Below are 21,291 nucleotides of genomic sequence, written 5' to 3' on the forward strand. Positions count from 1 at the left end.
CTTATGACAGCCTAGGATCTCTCGAGGCTTTTTTGCACCGATTCAAACCACCTGATTCTACATCACAACTATTATCCCCTACACAAGCTGTACTTTTTAACTAGTGCACTAGATCGCGAACTCTGATTTAAGCAACTGATCACACAACCACTTCTAAATTTTGGGTATAAAAGTATCAATACTTTCGCTAACTAGGATGTAAATAATGAAAAACTCGTTTGATCTCACTATGCCCAACGAAGAAGGATACTTTGGTGAATACGGTGGTAGTTTTGTTCCACCTGAGCTTGAACAAATCATGCATGACATCAACGCAGCTTATTAGGAATGCAGCAAAGATCCTGAATTTAAAGCGGAACTCGCTCGCCTGTATAAGCACTTTGTTGGACGACCTAGCCCAATCTTCCATGCGGAAAACTTGTCTAAAAAATACGGAGCAGACATCTACCTAAAGCGCGAAGACTTAAACCATACAGGCGCACATAAAATTAACCACTGCTTAGGGGAAGCCATTCTCGCTAAAAAGATGGGTAAGAAGAAACTGATTGCTGAAACTGGCGCAGGGCAACACGGTGTTGCGCTTGCTACAGCCGCGGCATTGGTTGGCTTGAAATGCGATATTTACATGGGTGAAGTTGATATCGCCAAAGAGCATCCGAATGTCGTCCGCATGAGAATCCTTGGTGCTAATGTCATTCCTGCCACTCATGGGCGCAAAACCCTCAAAGAAGCGGTAGATTCTGCATTCGAAGCTTATCTGAAAGATCCTGATACACAACTTTATGCGATAGGCTCTGTCGTTGGCCCTCACCCATTCCCTAAAATGGTACGAGATTTCCAATCAATTATCGGTAACGAAGCACGAGTTCAATTCAAAGAAATGACCGGCAAGTTACCCAATAATCTCGTCGCATGCGTTGGAGGTGGTTCTAACGCGATGGGGCTATTTACTGCTTTCTTACAGGATGAACAAGTCGCCATTCACGGCGTTGAACCTGCGGGCCGCTCTTTGCAAAAGGTTGGCGAGCATGCTGCAACACTCACACTCGGTGAGCCAGGTATCATGCACGGATTTAAGTCTTACATGCTTAAAGATGCGTAAGGCGAACCTCAGGAAGTGTACTCTGTAGCAAGTGGCTTGGATTACCCATCGGTTGGGCCTCAGCATAGTTACTTAAAAGACATTGGCCGTGTCAATTACGGCTCAATCAGTGATGACGAAGCGATTGATGCCTTCTTTGAGCTGTCTCGTGAAGAGGGAATAATCCCTGCTATTGAATCCTCACACGCTGTCGCTTACGCAATTAAACTCGCACAGCAAGGAGAAACCGGCTCGATTTTGATCAACTTATCAGGCCGTGGTGACAAAGACATTGATTTTGTCGTTGAACACTACGGCGCAAAATACGGCATTGAATCACTCATATAGCCTAACTCCGTAGCCTAACCCTACATGCAAAAAGCTACCTGGTACTAGGTAGCTTTTTGTTTTTGTCTACTATTTTAAGAAGCAAGTCCCTTTACTCACTGCTCTCACTATACCTTTAGAGCATAATTCGATTAACCGATAAGAGCTGGAATGCCTGGAAGCTGACCAACAATAGCAAGGGAGCCTGCACAAACGATAAACGCAGTGCCAGGAATCAGATATTTATCTTTGCGCGATAGTTCGTTAGCACGCTCATGGTCGCCGATAAGCCCGAGGTTATCCAACAGCATCGTGATTGCCCAACCGAAGACTGGATTAACGAATGCACAGGCAAAAATACAGATACCTGCACTGAGTGAATCTTTATGCTTATGGATCATCTGCATACCCGCTTCTAAAAGTGGTAAGAATACACCCACAATCAAAGCAACGCGCAGAACAGGTTCCCACATTGCTAGATCCATTGGGTAGCCAATTACCGCCGCCGCAATACACATGAAACCCGTCAACAGAGCGCCACCTGGAATAGGACGCTTGGCAATTGCGGCAGGAATCATGTACGTTCCCCAAGAAGAAGCTAGGTTTCCGCCCCCTAAGAGTGAACCAACCCCCTGACGAACAGATGCTCCGACCATCGTGTCGTCGACATCCATGAGTACACCTTTCGCTTCTTTTGGGTAGTTAAGTTCTTGAAACACACGATGGCCGAGATAATCAGGGGACCACATAGCGACTGCCAGTAGAGCAAATGGAGTCACGGCAATAAAGTGCTCTAGGGTTGGCCAGCCTAGCTGCCAGCCTGTATCTTCACCCCACCAGTAGAATGGACTGAAATTAGGCAGGCCCGGTTCTGTGGTAAAGGCAAACTCAGCGCCCATCAAATAAGCAACAATACCCGCGAGTGCAGAGCACAATGGGATAGCGAGCCAACGTTTATTGATCTTGGCTAAGTAAGCGTAAACCATAACGGTTAGGCCTATGACCACAAACGAAATGTAACCTTGGTCCGTACTTGCAGCCCACGCTTCCGTCTTATTAATTTGCCCGAGCAACCCAACGGCACCAAGGTAGATCAACAACCCTCCTCGAACCCCGATACCAGTCAGAGTCATGAGTTTAGAGCCACCTTTGGTTAAGGCGAGAATTAACCCAAAAACACATACCATCAAACCTAGCGCGAGAGGGTGCCCTCCTGCAGCTGCAATCATAGGAATCAGCGGTATCATTGGGCCATGGGTTCCCGCTAAGTTTGCATTCGGGTTTAGGATGGCAGAAAACAGGATGACGAACAGGGCTCCAGCGATAAGTAATTCGTAACGCACGTTTTCTGCAATGAATTCCGGAGATAAACCAAACTGAGCAGCAAAAGCGGAAACCATGGCAGTGACCATAACCACTTTACCAATGGTTGCTGCTAATGCCGGTACCCAGTCTTCGATTTCAATACTGTAATCACGTGAGGGCAAATGAATTCCCCAGCGACGGAAACTCATGACGGTTAAATCATGATTTAGAAAGTCTTCTCGGTTTTCAAATTCATGCGGTTTTTTGCGCACATCCCTGTAAAAAGTCTTACTTTTGTCAGACATTGAGTCATCCTTTTATGTTTCAACGTTGAACTACGTCAACTAGAGTTTCGCTTGGTAGACAGGCCTTCGACCAATACGAGACAACACCCACATCAAACTTCTAGGCCATACTAAGAAAGCGGCATGAACCAATTTTGATTTTGAGCTTATTAAGCATGTGTTGCTATGGGTAGGAATATTAGACATTAGTAAAAGAACAACAAAAATCTCACTTATTACACAATAATTTAACATCGAGCTGGGACGCTTGAACTTTTAAGAGTCATTTTTGAGCAGAGAGCCAAGTAGAGCGGCCAATTCCGATTTATACTTTCAAGGTAGAGAGCACTGTGCTCGCATCCATCGCAAAGTAACTATCGATATCTCTACATTGTATACTTTGTTAAACTCCGCCCTTTAATGAGTAAGGCCCTTAAAAATGATGACTGACGAAGAGAGAATCGAGCTGCAACAGAACAATCCACTGCACGGATTAAAGCTAGAGACTATGTTGCAAGAGTTAGTGGATTTTTACGGCTGGGACATTCTAGATACAGCAATGCGCTTTAATTGCTTTAACACTAAGCCTTCGATTGCAAGTAGCGTGAAGTATTTAAAGAAAACCGAATGGGCGAGAGAAAAATTAGAAAACTTTTACCTTTATCGCTTTAAGCGCATGCCACGCGCGAGCGAAGAAGAATACAACTTACCACCAAGAGCTCGTACCTTCCCTCATGGCCTTGAACCTAAAGAGCCAATGCCGCTAACCGTTGACTCTATTCTTAAGTCACAAGCCAAAGCAGCGTCTGCATTTAAAAAGCGTTCACCTCGCGGGCGCCCTGCTCGTCGCCAATAACACTATCTTCAAAAGCAATAGAGCCCTACTGGTAGCTCCAGCAGGGCTCTATTGTTCTTTAAAGGAATGGCTAGAAGCGAAGACTCAAGCTAGTGAGCATTCCATTTCTCCAACAACTCCCGTAATTAAACTCACATGTAGTTTACGTTTTCTATTGATTACGCTTTTTCTTCTTTTTACCCGAACCTGCAGGCTTCGCTCGCGGCTTCATTGGTAAAAAGTAGGCTTCACTCTGATCGTCTTCCACTTCAAAACCGACTACCTGCTCGCGTTCAAGTTGAAACTTATTTTTCTTTTCTATCACTTTGAAATGGTGGTAGTCGTCGTAATCGATAAGAGATAACCCTAAACCTACTTCACCAGCACGACCACTACGACCGATTCGATGCATATAATCAGCAGGGCTACGCGGAAGATCGAAGTTAATCACCACTGGAAGTTTTTCTATATCAAGGCCGCGTGCTGCGATATCGGTGGCAATAAGAACTTGAATCTCGCCAGACTTAAAACCGTCAAGGACACGAGTACGAGCGCCCTGCCCTTTATCACCATGGAAAACTTCAGCGGTAATACCGCGTTTTGACAACTTTTGAGCTAAATGATTACAGGCATTCTTAGCATTCACAAAAATCAGAGTCTGTCGCCACTGATGCTGTTTGATTAAGTGCGCGAGTACCGCCGTCTTCTCACCTTTATTTACACTAAACACGCGCTGCACCAAAGTGCTGGCTTCTGCGCTCTGCAACTGAACTTCAACAGGGTCGCGGAGCAACTGCTGAGCCAACGTCGTCACTTTATCAGGGAAAGTTGCAGAAAATAACAGCGTCTGTTTCTTCTCTGGTAGTAACGCAAGAATCTTATTCAGTTCTTCGGTAAATCCGAGGCTCAACATTCGGTCGGCTTCGTCAAGGACGAGCGTTTCTACTTGGTTCAACTTAATCGCGTTACTGGATACCAGATCAAGTAATCGACCCGGCGTAGCTACGATAATGTCACAGCCACCGCGAAGCGCTAGCATTTGTGGGTTCACCGATACACCACCAAATACGGCAACCGTTTTGATCTTATCTCTGAGATGGTATGAGTAAGATTTGACGTTATATGCCACCTGTGATGCCAACTCACGAGTTGGTACTAAAATCAGGTGGGAAACGAAGTTGCCACGGCGATTGTTTGATTCGTCTTGCTGAACAATTTTTTGCAAGATTGGCAGCGAAAAAGCAGCGGTTTTACCAGACCCCGTATTGGCACCACCAATAATATCTTTCCCTTCAAGGATACCAGGAATAGAACGGGATTGAATGGGCGTCGGTTGGCTGTATTCCAACGCTTCTAGTCGCTCGACTAATGTTGGAATCAGGCCAAGATCGGCAAATGTCGCTTGCTGTGTTTTATCTGTCATTACGATGAGTGGCTCAGTGCTAGTAAAGGCCGTGTATCTTATGCTATTTCGCGTCTGGATGTTAGAGATAATGGCCCAAACAGAAGATTGGTGAAAGAAGCACTATAGGGTTCAGGAACTTCCTTTCACTAACATGAGTTAATGATTTCGATAACCAATACTCTACGACCAAGATGGTAGAGCTCACGACAAGCAAAGGGAAAAGGAGTCAGGCATTCTGACTCCTGTAAAACAAAACACATTGTATTTTGGGGAAAGAGATTACAAAGGCAGGCCACATCCGAATCAAAGGCTTAACCACACTATTTAAGCCCTGTGGTTTTGAGAGCTTAATATAGCTTGAGAAAACTCCAGGTCACTAATGTCCATCGTTGTCTATTTAACTAATGTAGTGGACTCGGTTGTATAGATTACTTTCTCCCAATACCACGGTTCTTCTTAGGGCAAATTTGACTGCTATAGCCACAATCGTTACTGATGTCGTATATGGAAATACCTGTTGTCAGAAAGGTAACGCGCCAAGATGAGTAATGTTGCATATCATCCTCGTAAGCCCAATTCCTTCACGAGGTAGTAATGGAAAAAATTAATTTATCCCGATATCTGATATGTAGCTTCGCCTTTGTGTTGCTTTATCCTACGGCAATAGATCTCTACTTGGTTGCTTTACCACAAATCGCCCATGACCTGTCTGCCAGCGAATCACAACTTCATATTGCTTTTTCTATTTACCTCGCTGGTCTAGCATCGACTATGGTTTTTGTTGGGCGAACTGCTGATTGTTTAGGACGCAAACCTGTTGCCATTTGCGGTGCAGTGATTTTTACCCTTGCATCAATGTTCGCGGGCTCTGCTGAGACCAGTAATAGCTTCCTAATAATGCGCTTTTTCCAAGGCGTAGGTGCCGCATGTTGCTATGTAGTGGCCTTTGCCATTTTGCGTGACACTCTAGGGGACCCAGAGCGAGCTAAGGTTCTATCGATGCTTAATGGAATTATCTGCTCTATTCCAGTACTTGCCCCCGTGATCGGCAATCTGATTATGATCAAGTTTCCGTGGCCCGTGTTATTCACTGCCATGGCGATAATGGGTGTTGTGATAGGTTTAATTGCTTGCTTTGTCTTGAAAGAAACCTTGCCTAAAACCAAGCGCACAACTTTAAAGGTGAGTGAAGCTTCGAACGAATCACTATCTAACCGCTTTTTCATATCGCGCGTTATTTATACATCTTTAGGCGTCACAGCTATTCTCTCTTATGTAAATACGTCACCAATGATAATAATGGATTCAATTGGTTTTACTCGAGGCGAATATTCAACAACGATGGCACTACTCGCGATGGTAGGTATGACGACATCGTTTTCAGTTCCATTTGCTCTTTCTTGCTTCAAACAAACCACATTGATGTTCGCTGCACAAATGACCAATTTTCTGTCGGCTATCGTTATTCTCGCGGCTCACTTGAATAGCGATAGTCCGACACTTTATATGGTAGGATTCACTCTGCTCAGCATGAGTTTTCCAATGGGGTTTGGTGTGGCGATGAGCCAAGCGTTAAGCCAGTTCTCACGCAAAGCTGGACTTGCAAGCTCTATGCTTGGCATAGGTCAGGTTTCTTGGTCTGCACTTTACATTTGGTTGATGGCGACGCTAGGTGTGTCGGCCGTGATGATGTTAATGATAGCGTTGGTTGCTAGTGGCGTTATTGGACTCTCCGTAATATTATTATTTCCAAATCATAACGTTAGTGAGCCTCATGAAGAAATCTCTTGCCCGACTTGATCTTAATTTACTGCTCACTCTGCAATTGCTACTGCAAGAGCAGAGTGTTACTAAAACGGCGAAAAAACTTAATGTAACTCCCTCAACCGTGAGTAAGTCTCTAGGCAAACTACGCGCTTGGTTTGATGACCCGCTTTTTGTGAATACGCCGCAAGGCCTAAAACCAACAAATCTCGCGACAAACGTGCAAGTGCTTTTGTCAGACTGGATGCAGATCGGTAACCAGATTGTTTCACTCAGAGGTGATGATGTTCCAAGCGGAGTTAAATTTCATCTTGGAGTAGAGTCGCCATTGTCACTCATCATGGTCGACGAACTGACCAAACGAATCCATGACTTTTACCCAGACTCAACGGTAAAGTACCATAACTGGGATGAGGACTCATTAGATGCCATCACTAGCGGTGAAGTGGATATTGGTTTTACTGGCCGCGAAAGCCATCCTCGCTCCAAAGAGTCGTTAGAACTGCTACCGTATTTCATTAACTTCGAAGTGTTGTTCTCAGATTTACCTATGGTGTATGTCCGCAAAGATCATCCTGCGCTCAAGCAAGAGTGGAATTTGGATACTTTCTTAAGCTATGCCCATATCAATGTAGCATGGGAGAAAAATGACAGTTGGGTGTTAGATGAGATCTTGGCTGAGCAGGGACACACTCGAAACGTTAGCCTAACGATGGCGAGTTTCGAGCAAGCTTTATTTGTTGCAGAAAAGCCCGACCATCAAATGTTAACCACAGCACCAAAATATTGTCAGCGATACTGCGAACAGCTTCACCCCAACTTAATAGCGTTGCCTATCCCCGTTGCTGAAGATTATCAGCACAAGCTACTGATTCCATTTACTATGATTTGGCACAAGCGCAATAACCAGAACCCTAAAATCGTGTGGTTGAGGGAGACGATAAAGAGCCTGTATGGCACAAGTTGAACAGTTAATGTTTAAGTACATTTAAAGTAAAGGAATAGACATTCTCCCCCTTTATGTTGTCAATAAGCGTAGGAGTGTGATCTTGCCTTCTATTAGATTAAATACTTGAAAATCTTGGACTCTATTATCCACTTCGAAATTGATTTCAGCTCATTTGGGGACAAAAAAGAGTCAGCCTAACGGTCTGGCTCTTTTGAATGAAAAAATAGTCTGGTGGGAGAACTTGTAAGGCTGTGGCAGGTTACACTCACTTACTCCTTAGGCAGGTGACCAGTTTCCTTCGCAAGCTTTTGCATCGCCTCGGCAAACGTTGTTGTCCCGCCTTTAGCTTTAACCTGTATTACCTTATATCCCAACTTTTCCAACGCTTGGCGCTCTGCCAAAACAGCTTTGTCATCTTGCTGGCTACCTTGAGCTGGCTGATGAATGTAACATCCCTCTAATTTACCATCTTCGACCAATTGGTGATGTTTCAGTGCATCGATATCAAAATTCATAATAAGTCTTTTCATTAAGAGTGGGAGTTTCTGTGGCTAGTTACATACGCTTCAAAGGCTTCACGACACTATCTAAGCCTTCAATTTTGAGCGCTAAACATAGCTTGAGCAAATCCCCTAGCTCGCCGCTTGGCCAGCCCTTTTTATCAAACCACAGTAAGTATTCTTCAGGCAGGTCGATTAACACTCGCCCTGCATATTTCCCAAATGGCATTTGCATTCTAGCGAGTTTAATGAGGTTTTCTTTTTCTAACATAAGTGACAGAGAGTTAAGGTAACTCGTCCAAGGGTAACACTGGTTCTCCCTCCTCACCAGCAAATCGCAGTCACGTTTATTTTTGGCGGCCTTGACTCGCTTTGTGCTAGAGTACGCGGCATAAAAAATGAGAACGAGAAAGCAATGAAGTCACCTTGTCGAGCTGCATGTAAAAATAACGCCGGAATATGCTCTGGTTGTCACCGGACGATGGATGAAATCATCCAATGGAAAGACAAAACCGATCTCCAACGAGATGCGATTATCGAACAAATCGCAGGAGAAGATTCAACACACAGTTGTCCTGAATGCGGGACTCAAGCCCATTGTGATATCGCCGCAGGCAAAGAGACATGCTGGTGCTTTACTATTGAAACCCGTGATTTACCCAAGCCAAGCGCCAACCAGCTGTGTTTGTGCCGAAAATGTCTAGAAAAAAAGCCAGTCGCGTAATACGACTGGCTTACTGATCATCGTTTTCTGACTGGTGTTTATTTAGCGGTTAAAGCGAACGCTTCAAACTTAATGCCTTCCCACCCTGTCACCATAAAATTACGAATATTCTGGTGATCGCTGTTCTCTGGATACTGCAATACATCTTCACGATAAAAACGGCCAAAGCAGGCTAGCGTCGCTTCTTTGTCTAGGTTGTTTAGCAAACCGAAAGCGAAGATCTTACACGAACCGTTGTTCTCGCCTGCATTGTTTTGTGTCTCACCATTTACAAAAGCGGTTGGCTCAAACGTATAGTTATCTTCGATCACCGCCATCGTTGCTTCAAATTCGACCTGCTCTGGTGACGCTGCCAATAAATCTAAAAACGATTTTAATTCCATTATTCCTCTATCCCTACTTCATCATATTGATGACACATTAGTTTCATAAAAAGCCAATATAAGAGTCATCAATCATACATATATTCAGAGCCTTACCAAATCAAACGTCATTCAGCGCTCTATCATTCCAATTGCGGAAATGGACAGCAGCATAAAACCCATGCTGATTGACAACCTATCGGATTGATAAGGAGATATTATGATCACCCCTTTAAAGGCAATCGGTGCACTCGCATTGTCATCACTTGCCATCGCGTGTTCATCACAACCCGAAGATACCGTGGCTTCATTCGCTACACAATGCAAACCTACCACTGCACCCGTTACTGGGGAAACGTCAATTCAAGGTTTAACGTTTATCGGAACATCCGTTGCTGATGCACCATTCGACACATCGGCAGCTGAAATCGTGAGTTATGACGCCTGTACAGATAAGCTCTATGTGGTTAATGCTCAAGCAAAACGTGTCGATGTAATGTCTATGGATGACAACGGCGTACCAACGCAAAGCGCATTCATTGATCTCAACAGCGCTGGCGAAGCAGCGGGCATTGAAATTGGCGCAGCAAACAGTGTCGCTGTATTCAATGGTTTGGTAGCTGTTGCGATTGAAAACAGTAATAAACAAGCGAATGGTATTGTTGGCTTGTACCGCTCCGACGATTTGTCATTAGTCATGACGTTTCCAACAGGCGCATTGCCAGACATGGTTAGCTTCTCGAAAGATGGCCGATACATCGCAACCGCTAATGAAGGAGAACCAAACAGCGATTACAGCATTGACCCTGAAGGTAGTATCACTTTGATCGATCTGAGCCTTGGTGTTACTCAAGCAGAAGTGACACAAATTGGCTTTAACGAATTTGATGGTTCACGAAAAGCAGAGCTCCCAATGAATGTGCGTATTTCGGGGCCAAACGCCACCGTCGCACAAGATCTAGAGCCTGAATACCTCACTTTTGCAGATAACGGTAAAATCTATGTCGCGCTACAAGAAAATAACGCCATGGCAATCGTCAATCCAGAGAGCAAATCAGTAGAGCGAATTGTTGGCTTGGGTGAGAAGTCTTGGTCGGGCGCTAAACTCGATGCATCCAACAAAGACAAAATCATTGGGAACTTGAAAAGCTACCCACAACTGGTTGGCTTATTTATGCCTGACACCATCGACAGCTACTCAGTGAATGGGAGTACTTACATCGTATCTGCAAATGAAGGCGACGGGCGTGAGTACGGATTCAAAACCACTCAAGAATTGTGCGACAAAGCTGGCTTTATGTGGGATGAAGACGATTACCTCGGTACAGATGAATATACATCTGAGCAAGGAACCTGTTTAAGCCATATTGATGAAGTGCGCGGTAAGAAGCTGAAAGTGGCAGCAGAACACCCATTGGCAGAGGCACTAAAAGACAACAAACAACTCGCGCGTTTAAAAGTGATTAAGCCGGAACAAACGCTTTCTGCACAAGAGAATGTTCAATCATTTGGCGCGCGTTCATTCTCGATTTGGGATGAAAACGGCAAGTTGGTCTTCGATAGTGGTGACGATTTCGCGACTATCGCGCTGCTGAATGAAGGCAAGAACTTCAACAGCACCAACGATAACAATAATAGTGGCGATGACCGAAGTGATGATAAAGGTATTGAGCCAGAGGCGATTGAAGTAGCACAAATTAACGGTCGTCATTACGCGTTTATCGGCTTGGAGCGTCAAGGCGGTATCATGATTTATGACATCACAGACCCGAAACAAGCGCAGTTTATGCATTACGTAAACCGCCGTGATTACAATCAGCCAGTATGTACAGAAGTCGAAGATGGCGAATGCATGAACGACACATACAATCCAAAAGCAGGCGATTTAGGTCCAGAGTCCATTAATTACTTTACCCGTAACGGTGGTCATTTTATCGTCGTTGGCAATGAGGTATCGGGCACGACATCCGTCTTCCGAATCAATCTATAAAGTAATGTAAAAGTCATTTAGAACCAAAACGCCCGACGTAAGCCGGGCGTTTTTTTGTATGAGGTAATGTCCTACTCTGCCGATGCTAGCGCGTCACACTTTGATGCGCAGATAAAATCGTTTTTATGCAGACCTTTGATAGAGTGACTCCACCACGTTACGGTAACCTTACCCCATTCCAACAAAATAGAGGGATGGTGGAACTCATCTTCTGCCAGTTCCGCGATTTTGTTACTGAAAGCCCATGCTTGTTTGAAGTTCTTAAATTTATACACCTTTTCTAGTTGAGGTATGTCTTCTCTTTCAATGATCTGCCAATCAGACAATTGCAGCAGCAGAGATTGTTGTTCTTCTTTGCTTAGTGCAATGGCATCGATACTACAAGCTTCGCATTTTTGTTCATTCAACATGAGCAGGTTCCTTTGGTTCAAAAAGTGGAGGAAGCAGTCCAGCTTCAATCGCTAGATCGGCTTGTTTCAATAAATTTAACTGACTGATTTTAAAAAGCTGAGAAAAGTCATCAATCACGTAGTACTTCGGTTGCATGATGTCGATACGATAAGGCGTTCTCAGCACTGTTTGTAATTCAAATGGGTCGCGAATTGCTACATCACTCTCTAATGCGTAGAGGGTTTCGCCAGGAGATGAAAGAATACCACCACCGTAAATTTTGGTTTTGTCCCCTTCTTTCACCAAGCCAAACTCTACGGTAAACCAGTAGAGGCGAGCGAGATAGGCTCTTTGTTTTGGGGTAGCGGCTTGCCCTAGTTGACCATAATGCTCGGTAAATGCAGCAAAGTCTGGGTTGGTTAACATCGCGCAATGACCAAATATTTCGTGGAAGAAATCTGGCTCCTGTAAGTAATCGAACTCATCTCTTGTACGCAAGAATGTGGCGACTGGAAAGCGCTTATTACCGAGTAGATTAAAAAATCGGTCGAAATCAATAAGCGCGGGAACGGGCTCCACTTGCCAACCTGTTGTCTCCATCAAGACACGATTAATTTCTGGCAACTGAGGAACGCGGTCTTGAGGTAAATCAAGCAGCGTCAAACCGTGTAAATAAGCCTCACAAGCTCTGTTTTGGATCACACCCATTTGTCGTGTTACCAAATCTCGCCAAATGGCGTCTTCTTCACGGCTCCATTCAACCCTGCCTTCCTGGTTTACGGGTTTAGAACGATACTGGGTCATGGCTCATCTCCATTAACAAATCCTTTACATTAAGCCTATCTGTAGTCTTAAGAGCTTCCAATCCCTGCGCGATTTTCTCAGCATTATCCTGATGTAACATATTGTTTACAACCCATCGTAACTGCATGATTTTTATGACACGATATAATATCTGGCTTGTTTGACTTTATCGTGTATTCCTCTCACACTAAAACCTGTTATCACTTTGTTATAGAGGGACCTATGCGCGAGAGCAGCAAAGTATGGCAACCGAGCGACAGTCGTATCGAAGAAGCCAACATTACACAGTTTATTGAACACATTAATCGACAAGGAAATACCCTTGAAAGCTTCGCTGATCTGCATCAATGGTCACTCGATCATGTAGAAAAATTTTGGCAGGAAGTTTGGCTATTCTGCGACGTCATTGGCACTCAGGGAGAGACCATAAAAGAGCGAGCAGAAAGTCGCTGGCAGCAACCCGTCGAAAATAGGGATATAAAATGGTTCCCAAACGCGCAAATTAACTACGCCGAAAATTTGCTAACCTACGCGTGTCACCAACCCGATGATCTCGCGATTTGGTTTGAAAATGAACGTGAAGAAAAACAGACCTACACCTGGAAACAATTGTGCGAAGAAGTTTCGAGTGTGCAGCAATGGTTGAAAGAGTGTGGAATTAAGCAAGGTGATGTCGTCGCTGGTTATTTGCCTCACCTACCTCAAACGGTAATAGCTATGCTAGCAACCACCAGTTTAGGGGCGACCTGGACTTCCACCTCACCTGATTTTGGCGTCGAAAGCGTTTTGGAGCGCTTTGGTCAAGTGAAACCCAAAATCCTGTTTACCTGTGATGGCTATACATTCAATGGCAAAACTTTCGATATGTCTGAGAAAAACCAGCATATTGCGGATCATCTTGATGGTCTTAAACAAGTTTGCCAAATTAGCTACCTTAAACCACACATTTTTGAATGCGATGTCTGCACCCAAGATTGGCAAAATGTCCTGAATCAATACACCCCCGAAGCGCTGACTTTTACTCGTGTGAATTTTAACGATCCGCTATTTGTGCTCTATTCTTCAGGCACAACAGGCAAACCGAAATGCATCGTTCATTCCGTCGGCGGAACGGTGCTTAATCACTTGAAAGAGCATCAACTGCATTGCGATATTCAACCGAACGACCGAGTGTTTTACTACACAACCTGCGGCTGGATGATGTGGAACTGGCACGTTTCTTCACTCGCGAGCGGTGCATGTTTGGTGATTTTTGATGGTAGCCCTGTTTACCCCACTCATAATGTGCTCTGGGACCTCGCAGAACAAGCCGAAGTGACGCTATTTGGAACCTCAGCAAAATACCTAGAGGCGCTGGAAAAAGCATCTTTTTCTCCGCAGAAAAGTGATGCATTTTCAAGTCTGAAAACCATTTGTTCGACTGGCTCTGTTCTGTATCCAGAACAGTTTGATTATGTCTATCAGCACATTAAAGAAGATGTACACCTCGCCTCGATTTCTGGCGGAACAGATATTTGTGGCTGCTTTGTATTAGGCAACCCTATTTCTCCCGTTTATCGGGGAGAGTGCCAATCAGCAGCGTTAGGGGTCGATGTCCGAGTCTTTAACCCACAAGGTAATAGCGTAATGGGAGAGCGCGGTGAGTTGGTTTGTGCCAATTCATTACCCAACTTCCCTGCTGGCTTTTGGAACGACACCGGTGAGAGATATCATCGCGCTTATTGGGATAAATTCGACAATATTTGGCACCACGGCGATGATGTTGAACAGACCAGCGTTGGGGGATACGTGTTTTATGGTCGAAGTGATACCACGTTGAATCCCGGTGGCGTAAGAATCGGCACGGCCGAAATCTATCAGCAAGTGAACTGTATAGACGGTATTCTAGATTCGATCGCAGTAGGAAAAGAAGTCGATCGCAACGAACAAATATGGCTGTTTGTCCAATTAGTCAAAGGGGTAGAGCTCAATGACGAGATGATCGCTTCCATCAAAGCACAGCTAAAGTCTGCATGTTCTCCAAGGCATGTACCTAGTGCGATTTACGCAATAAGCGATATACCTAAGACACGCTCAGGAAAGCTGGTCGAGTTAGCCGTTAAGCAAGTCGTTAACAACCGAAGCGTCGAAAATTTAGGCGCAATAGCCAACCCTGAAGTGCTGGAGGAGATACGCAGGATAGTCGTCTCAAAATAACCTCCGAAGACTTAGTTGTTCGAGTATGTCCTTGCCTGCACCACGACGACTTGTTTAGAGCAAGTGAAGTTACATATACCCTCAGCAGATAAGAAAAAAGCGAGCTTGTTAGCTCGCTTTTGTCATTTTGTGTTCTTTATTCAGCAGTATTAGCGGCGACCAAGCCCCATTAATACCGACATTGTTTTACCGTCAGATGTAATGTCAAAAACGTGTTGCGATTCAACTTCAGTAAAGCCTGCTTCTTTCAGTGCACGCTCAGACTTCGCAAGGGTAAAACCGTCTTGTTCACATTCTGCAATCCAATCAAAATGAACAAAATAGCCGCCGTGGTTAAGTAGAGAATGCGAGATCGTTAATGACGCGTCTAAGTCTTCCACGAACGCTAAAACTGATGATGCAACCACCAAATCGAACTGTCCACGAAACGCAGGGTGCTGAGCGACCAAGCCGCGAGATAGTGCATCTACCACAGGTTCTACGTTGACGAGCTCTTTTTTATCGAGTTCCTCAATCATGGCTTCCGATGCGTCTAATGCTACGATGTCTTTAACCATCGGTGACAATCGTTGACTTAACTGCCCTGTTCCGCATCCAAAATCTAGTACTTTAATGCCATCAAGCTGAGTTAGCTGTTGTAACTGCTCAAACACCGACTGCGCAAATTGCTCTGTTGCTGGATTTGATTCCCAGTTTTTTGCTAAGCCGTCCCAATCTTGTGCCATCGTGGCCTCCATGTTCACTTTTTGTAACCCACATAGATTACCGCAAAACCGTTAAAAGACCATAGACTTATCTGGCGGATTCGCGTTTTTTTCGATAATCTTTCATGGCTTTGGGAGCGCATCTGCATAATACCCAAATTATTTGAATTCATTTATTGGTTGTGTCAAATCATGAACTTAACTCAAGTAGAAGCCTTCTGCACCATCGCTGAGTGTGGTTCTGTTTCTGAAGCGGCAAGGCAACTCGACTGCAATCGCACCAAACTCAGTATGTCGATTAAGGCATTAGAGAAAGATCTCGACGTTGAATTGTTTAACCGAACTGGCAACCAGCTCACCCTCTCTGAAGCTGGGAAAGCCATTTACAAAGATTGCGAACACCTACTTATCATCGCACAACGGGTCAGAAAGACCTGCGCTCAAATCTCGGAAGGGTTTAACGCGGAAGTTTGGGTAGCACGTGACGACTCCTTACCTGATGATCTCTGGCAAGAATTATCTCATACATTGAATAACCGCTTTCCTTCAACAACCTTCAACTTAATCTTGGCATCCAGTGGCGACTTAGCCAACTTGGTCAGTACCCACCAAGTAGATTTTGCTTTCGGCGTTGATTATGAGCGAGTAGACGATCCTCGTATCGTATATAACCCTTTAGGTAAGATACGTATGATGTCAGTATGCAGTGTAGAACACCGCCTAAGTAAGATGCGCCGTGTCTCAGACGAAGATCTACGTAGTCAGATGCAAGCACTAATGGTGTACCTAAATGAGAAAGACAACCCTGAACTGCAACCTTTCTCGACTCGATATATTGGTTTTTCGAGTTTTGACTACATGCTGAACACCATCTTAGAAGAAGACGCTTGGGGCGTGCTTCCAGAACCATTAATCCGCCATTACCTTCGTCAGCAGAAGCTCGCCGTTATCAAACACACATACGGATTGACGCAAGAAGACTACTGTATGTTTTCACCTAACGGCCATGCTGAGCATCCTGCAATGACGTGGTTAGCAGATAAATTGAGCGAGTATTTATTTGACTTCTAAACATTTTATCAGTGAGCGTCAATTTTACTGACACCATAAGACAACAGTAAGTCGTTGTTTTATAAGAGCATAAATAAAAACGCATTTTTTTAGATTAGTTACTGGTCACTTTGTGGTTGCCTAAATTACCTTATGAGCGAAGAATAGTAAGGTATTAAAATTCAAAGGCATCTTTTATGTGTGACAGGACAAGCAAAAACGAAAACCGTATTCTAACCATTTCAGCCCTTTTGGCATCTGGGTTCGCTGCTGGTGGTATGGTACTTGGCTTGCTTGTAGGCTCAATTGTCATCGTGTTTGACGGTGTTTACTCTTTGGTCAGCTTACTGTTAACTTTATTGTCACTGGCCGCTTCTTACTATATTAACAAGCCTTCAAAATCTGTATTCCCATTTGGAAAAGCGGTCTTAGAACCAATCGTTATTGCGATAAAAGCAGCCGTCATTTTAGTGGTTGTAAGCTTCTCTCTCTACTCTGCGATATCAGCATTGATGTCTGGAGGTCGCGAGGTCGATGCTTCTATTGCGACCTTATTCGGCATCGTGAATGTTATCGGTTGTGGTTACGCTTGGTGGTTTATGGCGAAACGCAGCCGCCGCTTCTCATCAGGCTTGATTGAAGCGGAGAAAAAACAGTGGCAAATGGATACTTTGTTGAGTGTGGCGGTGACCGTAGGATTTATCTCGGCTTGGGCTGTTTCACTAACGCCATTCTCTGAGTATGCGGTATATGCCGACCCCATGATGATGGTTTTAATGGGCTTTTACTTCCTCAAAGTACCGTTCGATATGCTAGTAGGTGCCTTACGTGAACTACTAATGATGGCACCAAGCAAAGAGCTGTGTCAGAGCGTTGGCAAAGATGTTCTTGAGATTGAAAAAGTAACTGAGCATCAATTGAAACTGGCTGGCGTAACGAAGGTGGGCCAAGAGCTACGAGTAAATGTGGACGTACATATTGATGACGACACATTGGAGCTTGATACACTAGAGCACACTCGTAAGCAGCTTATCAAGCGACTGTCGAAGCACAGATTCAAGCTTCAACTACACTTGAACGTCGCTTATTAGAGTGCCACCAAAGAGCCGTTAAAACTCAATAAAAAGCTCCCAATCTCGGGAGCTTTTTTAATTTTTTCGATTTAGTTTCTTCGTATTCGAATACAGCTCGCAAGGGAGATCTGTTCGTTGCTCACTTAAATTCTCTGATCTCGTTGGTAACTTACCCAGCCGCTTCGCGCTTCTCTTTGGTGACTAACCAACACATCAGCGAGCCCACCGTTACCATCACAACGCCCTGCCAAAAGCTATGGCTCAGAGTTACGCCAAGAATAATGGAAGAAAATAAAGCGGAAAAAATGGGTGTGAAGTAAGACAAGGTGGCGAGAAAAACCATATTGCCGCCAACGATCGCGATATTCCATAAACCATAACCACCAGCCATTAAAGCCGCAGAGGCCACTAAGTACCCCATCGCTTCCCAACTGAATGTCATTGGTGGCTCATCCGTAAACGCGTATTTGACCCAAAGCGAAACAGCTGTTGCAATAAAAAACAGGGTAATCGCATTATGTTTAGATTGCTGCCTTTGGGTTAAGTTGCAATAAAAAGCCCATATAACCGCGCCAGCGAAAGCCATAAAATACACCAGAGGGTTACTACTAACATTGGACATGATCTGAGTTATGGATAAGCCATTCTCACCGCTCACAGTCCAAGCAACCCCAACAAACGCCAGCGTAACTGCGGGATAAAGCAACCAGTTTGTTTTTTTATTGCTGCCAAGGACCGCAAATAAAACCGTCAGTGCGGGCCAAAGGTAATTGACAATCGACACCTCAATTGCCTGCGCGCGCGAGTTGGAATATCCCAAAGATAGAGCGAGAAATATTTCATAACAGACGAACATCGCACCACCAAGCGCAAGATACTTGGGAGAAAAGTAAGACAACTTTGGAATACCGACCACGATAAGAAGGAAAACAGAGCTAAGAGAGTACAACATGGCTGCCCCGCCTACAGGACCTAAACTCTCCGTAACCAACCTCGCGATGCCAAGCAGACAACTCCAAGAGAGAATCGCGATACAACCATAAAGTGTGAAACGAAATTGCACTGATTTCATGTGACCTACCACTCACGAATGCCAAAGGAAACGTCAGCTTAACTCAAAAATGATCAGGTTCAACGTACTGTTTTATAAAAATCAGTATAAAAATCATTCTATTAAGCCGTTGGAGTCGATATGAAACATTTTCTGCCCTCTAGTGTTATGCTTACACCCTTTGTTGTGCGCTACTATGATGAAGATGACAACGAGAGTGAAAACGTTAAAACACATTCGGAAACGCATGGTCTAGATAGCGAAGAGCAATCTAAGGAACGTTCAGAGTAAAGGAATCCAAACATGAAAAAAGTCGCAGTCATTTTAAGTGGTTCAGGCGTTTACGACGGTTCTGAGATCCACGAAGCAGTGTTGGCGCTCTACGCCATCGAGAAGGCAGGTGCAACTTGGCACTGCTTTGCACCTAACATTGACCAACTCCACGTCATCAATCACCTAACTGGTGACGAAATGGATGAAACACGTAACGTATTGATCGAATCAGCTCGTATTGCACGCGGAAATATTGACGATGTCGCCAAACTTAACGTCGATGAATACGATGCCCTACTGCTTCCAGGTGGGTTTGGTGCCGCGAAAAACTTAACCGACTTCGCTGTTTCGGGTGCGGAGTGCTCCATTAACACACACGTAGCTCAAGCTTGTCGCGCGTTTGCTAATGCGAAAAAACCAGCTGGCTATCTGTGTATTTCTCCTGTCATTATTCCGATGATTTATGAGCAAGGCGTGAAAGGAACGGTAGGCAACGATGAGGCAGTCTCAATAGCATTTAATCAAATGGGCGGTGAACACACCACGTGCCCTGTCGAAGACATCGTTTTTGATGAAAAACACCTCGTACTTTCAACCCCTGCTTACATGTTGGCAGAGAATATCTCTCAAGCGGCTTCAGGTATCGAAAAGTTAGTATCAAAACTGATTAAAATAGCTTAATTATTAGTAGTTAGCTTATAAAACACTTCCCTATCCCCATTGATAATTAAGTTATTAATGGGGATTTTTTATACTTTAGTCGAATTTAGAGATATATCCGCGTCAGAAGTCAATTTCTGCCAATCGTTTGCGTCCATAGTTTCATATTTGTTCTACTTTATATCAGTGTTGCACTTATACGCAGTGCAACAAGATCACTGTCACAGTTTTTCTCTTGCAAGTACCTCTAAGTGGGTAAACTTGCTTTAGATCAACTTCAATCTGGAAACGAATGTGCGACAGTAAATGGCAAATTAAGAAAGATTATTAAAAATAACGACGGAGCTATCCAATATGACAAGTGCATTTTTTATCCCTACGGTAAACCTAATGGGCGCTGGTTGTTTGAAAGACGCAGCAGACAGCATCCAATCTCAAGGCTTTAAAAAAGGTTTGATCGTTACGGATAAGATCCTTAACCAAATCGGTGTAGTCAAACAAGTTCAAGACCTTCTCACTGAGCGCGATGTAGCAACCGTTGTGTTTGATGGCACTCAACCAAATCCAACTATCAGCAACGTTAACGACGGCTTAGCACTTCTTACTGATAACGAATGTGACTTCGTTATCTCTCTAGGCGGCGGTTCACCACACGACTGTGCGAAAGGTATCGCGCTTGTTGCTTCTAACGGCGGCAAAATCGCAGATTACGAAGGCGTAGACCAATCTGCAAAACCAATGATGCCACTTATCGCGATCAACACGACGGCGGGTACTGCATCTGAAATGACGCGTTTCTGCATCATCACTGACGAAGAGCGTCACATTAAGATGGCTATCGTTGATAAGCACACAACACCGCTTATCTCGGTAAACGATCCAGAGCTAATGCTCGCTAAACCTGCTTCGCTAACTGCGGCAACAGGTATGGATGCCCTAACTCACGCGATTGAAGCTTACGTATCTATCGCGGCAACACCAATCACTGATGCAGTAGCAATCAAAGCGATTGAGCTTATCCAAGCTTACCTACGCACAGCAGTGAAAAACGGTGAAGATCTAGAAGCTCGTGAACAAATGGCATACGCACAGTTCATGGCGGGTATGGCGTTCAACAACGCTTCTCTAGGTTACGTACACGCAATGGCACACCAGCTAGGTGGTTTCTACGACCTTCCACACGGTGTTTGTAACGCGATTCTTCTACCTCACGTACAGCGTTACAACGCGCAAGTATGTCCTGAGCGTCTACGTGACGTAGCAAAAGCAATGGGCGTAAACGTAGAAGGCATGTCTGCTGAAGAAGGTGCAGCGGCAGCAATCGACGCTATCGTTACTCTAGCGAAAGATGTGGGTATCCCAGCAGGTATTAAAGAGCTTGGTGCGAAACTAGAAGACATCCCAACACTAGCAGACAACGCACTGAAAGACGCTTGTGGTTTCACTAACCCTAAACAAGCAACTCACGAAGAAATCTCTAAGATCTTCGAAGAAGCGATGTAATCTCGCTACATAAACAATTCTCTAGCCTTAATTCAATCCCCGATCTCGTATCGGGGATTTT

20 protein-coding genes and 1 pseudogene are annotated in these 21,291 nt (G+C 44.5%); 12 read left to right on the top strand and 9 right to left on the bottom strand.

What is annotated here, in order from left to right:
- The first annotated feature begins 205 nt into the window (after nt 1-205).
- Nucleotides 206-1,429, top strand: a pseudogene (gene trpB / locus R7Q11_RS06925) (tryptophan synthase subunit beta).
- Nucleotides 1,430-1,560: 131 nt separating this feature from the next.
- On the opposite strand, the gene R7Q11_RS06930 reads toward trpB, so the two are convergent.
- Nucleotides 1,561-3,018, bottom strand: a complete 1,458-nt coding sequence (locus R7Q11_RS06930; protein WP_005375642.1) for a DUF3360 domain-containing protein — start codon at nt 3,016-3,018, stop codon at nt 1,561-1,563.
- Nucleotides 3,019-3,436: 418 nt separating this feature from the next.
- Here R7Q11_RS06930 and R7Q11_RS06935 point away from each other — a divergent pair, with 418 nt between their 5' ends.
- Nucleotides 3,437-3,853, top strand: coding sequence for a VF530 family DNA-binding protein (locus R7Q11_RS06935; protein WP_005375544.1), 417 nt, complete (start codon nt 3,437-3,439; stop codon nt 3,851-3,853).
- A gap of 151 nt (nt 3,854-4,004) precedes the next feature.
- On the opposite strand, the gene R7Q11_RS06940 is transcribed toward R7Q11_RS06935, so the two are convergent.
- The gene (locus R7Q11_RS06940) at nt 4,005-5,255 is read right to left on the bottom strand and encodes a DEAD/DEAH box helicase (protein WP_225466323.1); all 1,251 of its coding nucleotides are present in this window, start codon (nt 5,253-5,255) and stop codon (nt 4,005-4,007) included.
- Nucleotides 5,256-5,831: 576 nt separating this feature from the next.
- On the opposite strand from R7Q11_RS06940, the gene R7Q11_RS06945 reads away from it, so the two are divergent.
- A complete protein-coding gene (locus tag R7Q11_RS06945) occupies nt 5,832-7,037 on the top strand; it encodes an MFS transporter (RefSeq protein WP_053307823.1) in 1,206 nt (401 codons plus the stop codon).
- Nucleotides 7,012-7,968, top strand: a complete 957-nt coding sequence (gene yidZ, locus R7Q11_RS06950) for an HTH-type transcriptional regulator YidZ (protein ID WP_033907131.1) — start codon at nt 7,012-7,014, stop codon at nt 7,966-7,968. Before R7Q11_RS06945 ends, yidZ begins: the two co-directional genes overlap by 26 nt.
- A 251-nt stretch (nt 7,969-8,219) precedes the next feature.
- On the opposite strand, the gene R7Q11_RS06955 is transcribed toward yidZ, so the two are convergent.
- The gene (locus R7Q11_RS06955; RefSeq protein WP_017821096.1) at nt 8,220-8,465 is read right to left on the bottom strand and encodes a hypothetical protein; all 246 of its coding nucleotides are present in this window, start codon (nt 8,463-8,465) and stop codon (nt 8,220-8,222) included.
- 40 nt (nt 8,466-8,505) lie between these two features.
- Nucleotides 8,506-8,721 (bottom strand): DUF3820 family protein, encoded by a 216-nt coding sequence (locus R7Q11_RS06960; RefSeq protein ID WP_005375557.1) that lies wholly within the window; start codon nt 8,719-8,721, stop codon nt 8,506-8,508.
- 144 nt (nt 8,722-8,865) lie between these two features.
- On the opposite strand from R7Q11_RS06960, the gene R7Q11_RS06965 reads away from it, so the two are divergent.
- The gene (locus R7Q11_RS06965) at nt 8,866-9,174 is read left to right on the top strand and encodes a cysteine-rich CWC family protein (RefSeq protein ID WP_080276966.1); all 309 of its coding nucleotides are present in this window, start codon (nt 8,866-8,868) and stop codon (nt 9,172-9,174) included.
- Nucleotides 9,175-9,212: 38 nt separating this feature from the next.
- Here R7Q11_RS06965 and R7Q11_RS06970 read toward each other — a convergent pair whose 3' ends face one another.
- Entirely contained in the window at nt 9,213-9,557 is a 345-nt protein-coding gene (locus R7Q11_RS06970; RefSeq protein ID WP_225466324.1) for a HopJ type III effector protein, read from the bottom strand.
- A 199-nt stretch (nt 9,558-9,756) separates the two neighbouring features.
- Between R7Q11_RS06970 and R7Q11_RS06975 the strand changes: the two genes are divergently transcribed.
- On the top strand, nt 9,757-11,526 hold the full coding sequence (locus R7Q11_RS06975) for a choice-of-anchor I family protein (protein ID WP_225466325.1): 1,770 nt from the start codon (nt 9,757-9,759) through the stop codon (nt 11,524-11,526).
- A 71-nt stretch (nt 11,527-11,597) separates the two neighbouring features.
- Here R7Q11_RS06975 and R7Q11_RS06980 read toward each other — a convergent pair whose 3' ends face one another.
- Both R7Q11_RS06980 and phhA read right to left on the bottom strand, forming a co-directional pair.
- Nucleotides 11,598-11,936, bottom strand: coding sequence for a 4a-hydroxytetrahydrobiopterin dehydratase (locus R7Q11_RS06980; protein ID WP_005375563.1), 339 nt, complete (start codon nt 11,934-11,936; stop codon nt 11,598-11,600).
- Nucleotides 11,926-12,720, bottom strand: coding sequence for a phenylalanine 4-monooxygenase (gene phhA / locus R7Q11_RS06985; RefSeq protein WP_053350625.1), 795 nt, complete (start codon nt 12,718-12,720; stop codon nt 11,926-11,928). Before phhA ends, R7Q11_RS06980 begins: the two co-directional genes overlap by 11 nt.
- 222 nt (nt 12,721-12,942) lie before the next feature.
- On the opposite strand from phhA, the gene R7Q11_RS06990 reads away from it, so the two are divergent.
- Complete coding sequence (locus tag R7Q11_RS06990; RefSeq protein ID WP_225466326.1) at nt 12,943-14,916, top strand: acetoacetate--CoA ligase; 1,974 nt, start codon at nt 12,943-12,945, stop codon at nt 14,914-14,916.
- Between the two features lie 149 nt (nt 14,917-15,065).
- On the opposite strand, the gene R7Q11_RS06995 is transcribed toward R7Q11_RS06990, so the two are convergent.
- On the bottom strand, nt 15,066-15,641 hold the full coding sequence (locus R7Q11_RS06995; protein WP_017821100.1) for a class I SAM-dependent DNA methyltransferase: 576 nt from the start codon (nt 15,639-15,641) through the stop codon (nt 15,066-15,068).
- Nucleotides 15,642-15,812: 171 nt separating this feature from the next.
- Here R7Q11_RS06995 and R7Q11_RS07000 point away from each other — a divergent pair, with 171 nt between their 5' ends.
- Both R7Q11_RS07000 and R7Q11_RS07005 read left to right on the top strand, forming a co-directional pair.
- Entirely contained in the window at nt 15,813-16,691 is an 879-nt protein-coding gene (locus R7Q11_RS07000) for a LysR family transcriptional regulator (RefSeq protein WP_053307827.1), read from the top strand.
- Between the two features lie 176 nt (nt 16,692-16,867).
- Nucleotides 16,868-17,761, top strand: a complete 894-nt coding sequence (locus R7Q11_RS07005; protein ID WP_053303754.1) for a cation diffusion facilitator family transporter — start codon at nt 16,868-16,870, stop codon at nt 17,759-17,761.
- Nucleotides 17,762-17,912: 151 nt separating this feature from the next.
- On the opposite strand, the gene yddG is transcribed toward R7Q11_RS07005, so the two are convergent.
- On the bottom strand, nt 17,913-18,815 hold the full coding sequence (yddG, locus tag R7Q11_RS07010; protein WP_005389394.1) for an aromatic amino acid DMT transporter YddG: 903 nt from the start codon (nt 18,813-18,815) through the stop codon (nt 17,913-17,915).
- A gap of 120 nt (nt 18,816-18,935) precedes the next feature.
- Here yddG and R7Q11_RS07015 point away from each other — a divergent pair, with 120 nt between their 5' ends.
- The 3 genes from R7Q11_RS07015 (at nt 18,936) to yiaY (ending at nt 21,230) form a co-directional block, all read left to right on the top strand.
- Nucleotides 18,936-19,085 carry a hypothetical protein gene (locus tag R7Q11_RS07015; protein ID WP_017634379.1) on the top strand — a complete coding sequence of 50 codons (150 nt, stop codon included), beginning with the start codon at nt 18,936-18,938 and terminating at the stop codon, nt 19,083-19,085.
- Nucleotides 19,086-19,097: 12 nt separating this feature from the next.
- Nucleotides 19,098-19,748, top strand: coding sequence for an isoprenoid biosynthesis glyoxalase ElbB (gene elbB, locus R7Q11_RS07020; RefSeq protein ID WP_017634378.1), 651 nt, complete (start codon nt 19,098-19,100; stop codon nt 19,746-19,748).
- Between the two features lie 333 nt (nt 19,749-20,081).
- Entirely contained in the window at nt 20,082-21,230 is a 1,149-nt protein-coding gene (gene yiaY, locus R7Q11_RS07025; protein WP_005388247.1) for an L-threonine dehydrogenase, read from the top strand.
- Nucleotides 21,231-21,291 lie beyond the last annotated feature (61 nt).

This window comes from Vibrio sp. 970 (genome assembly GCF_033339075.1).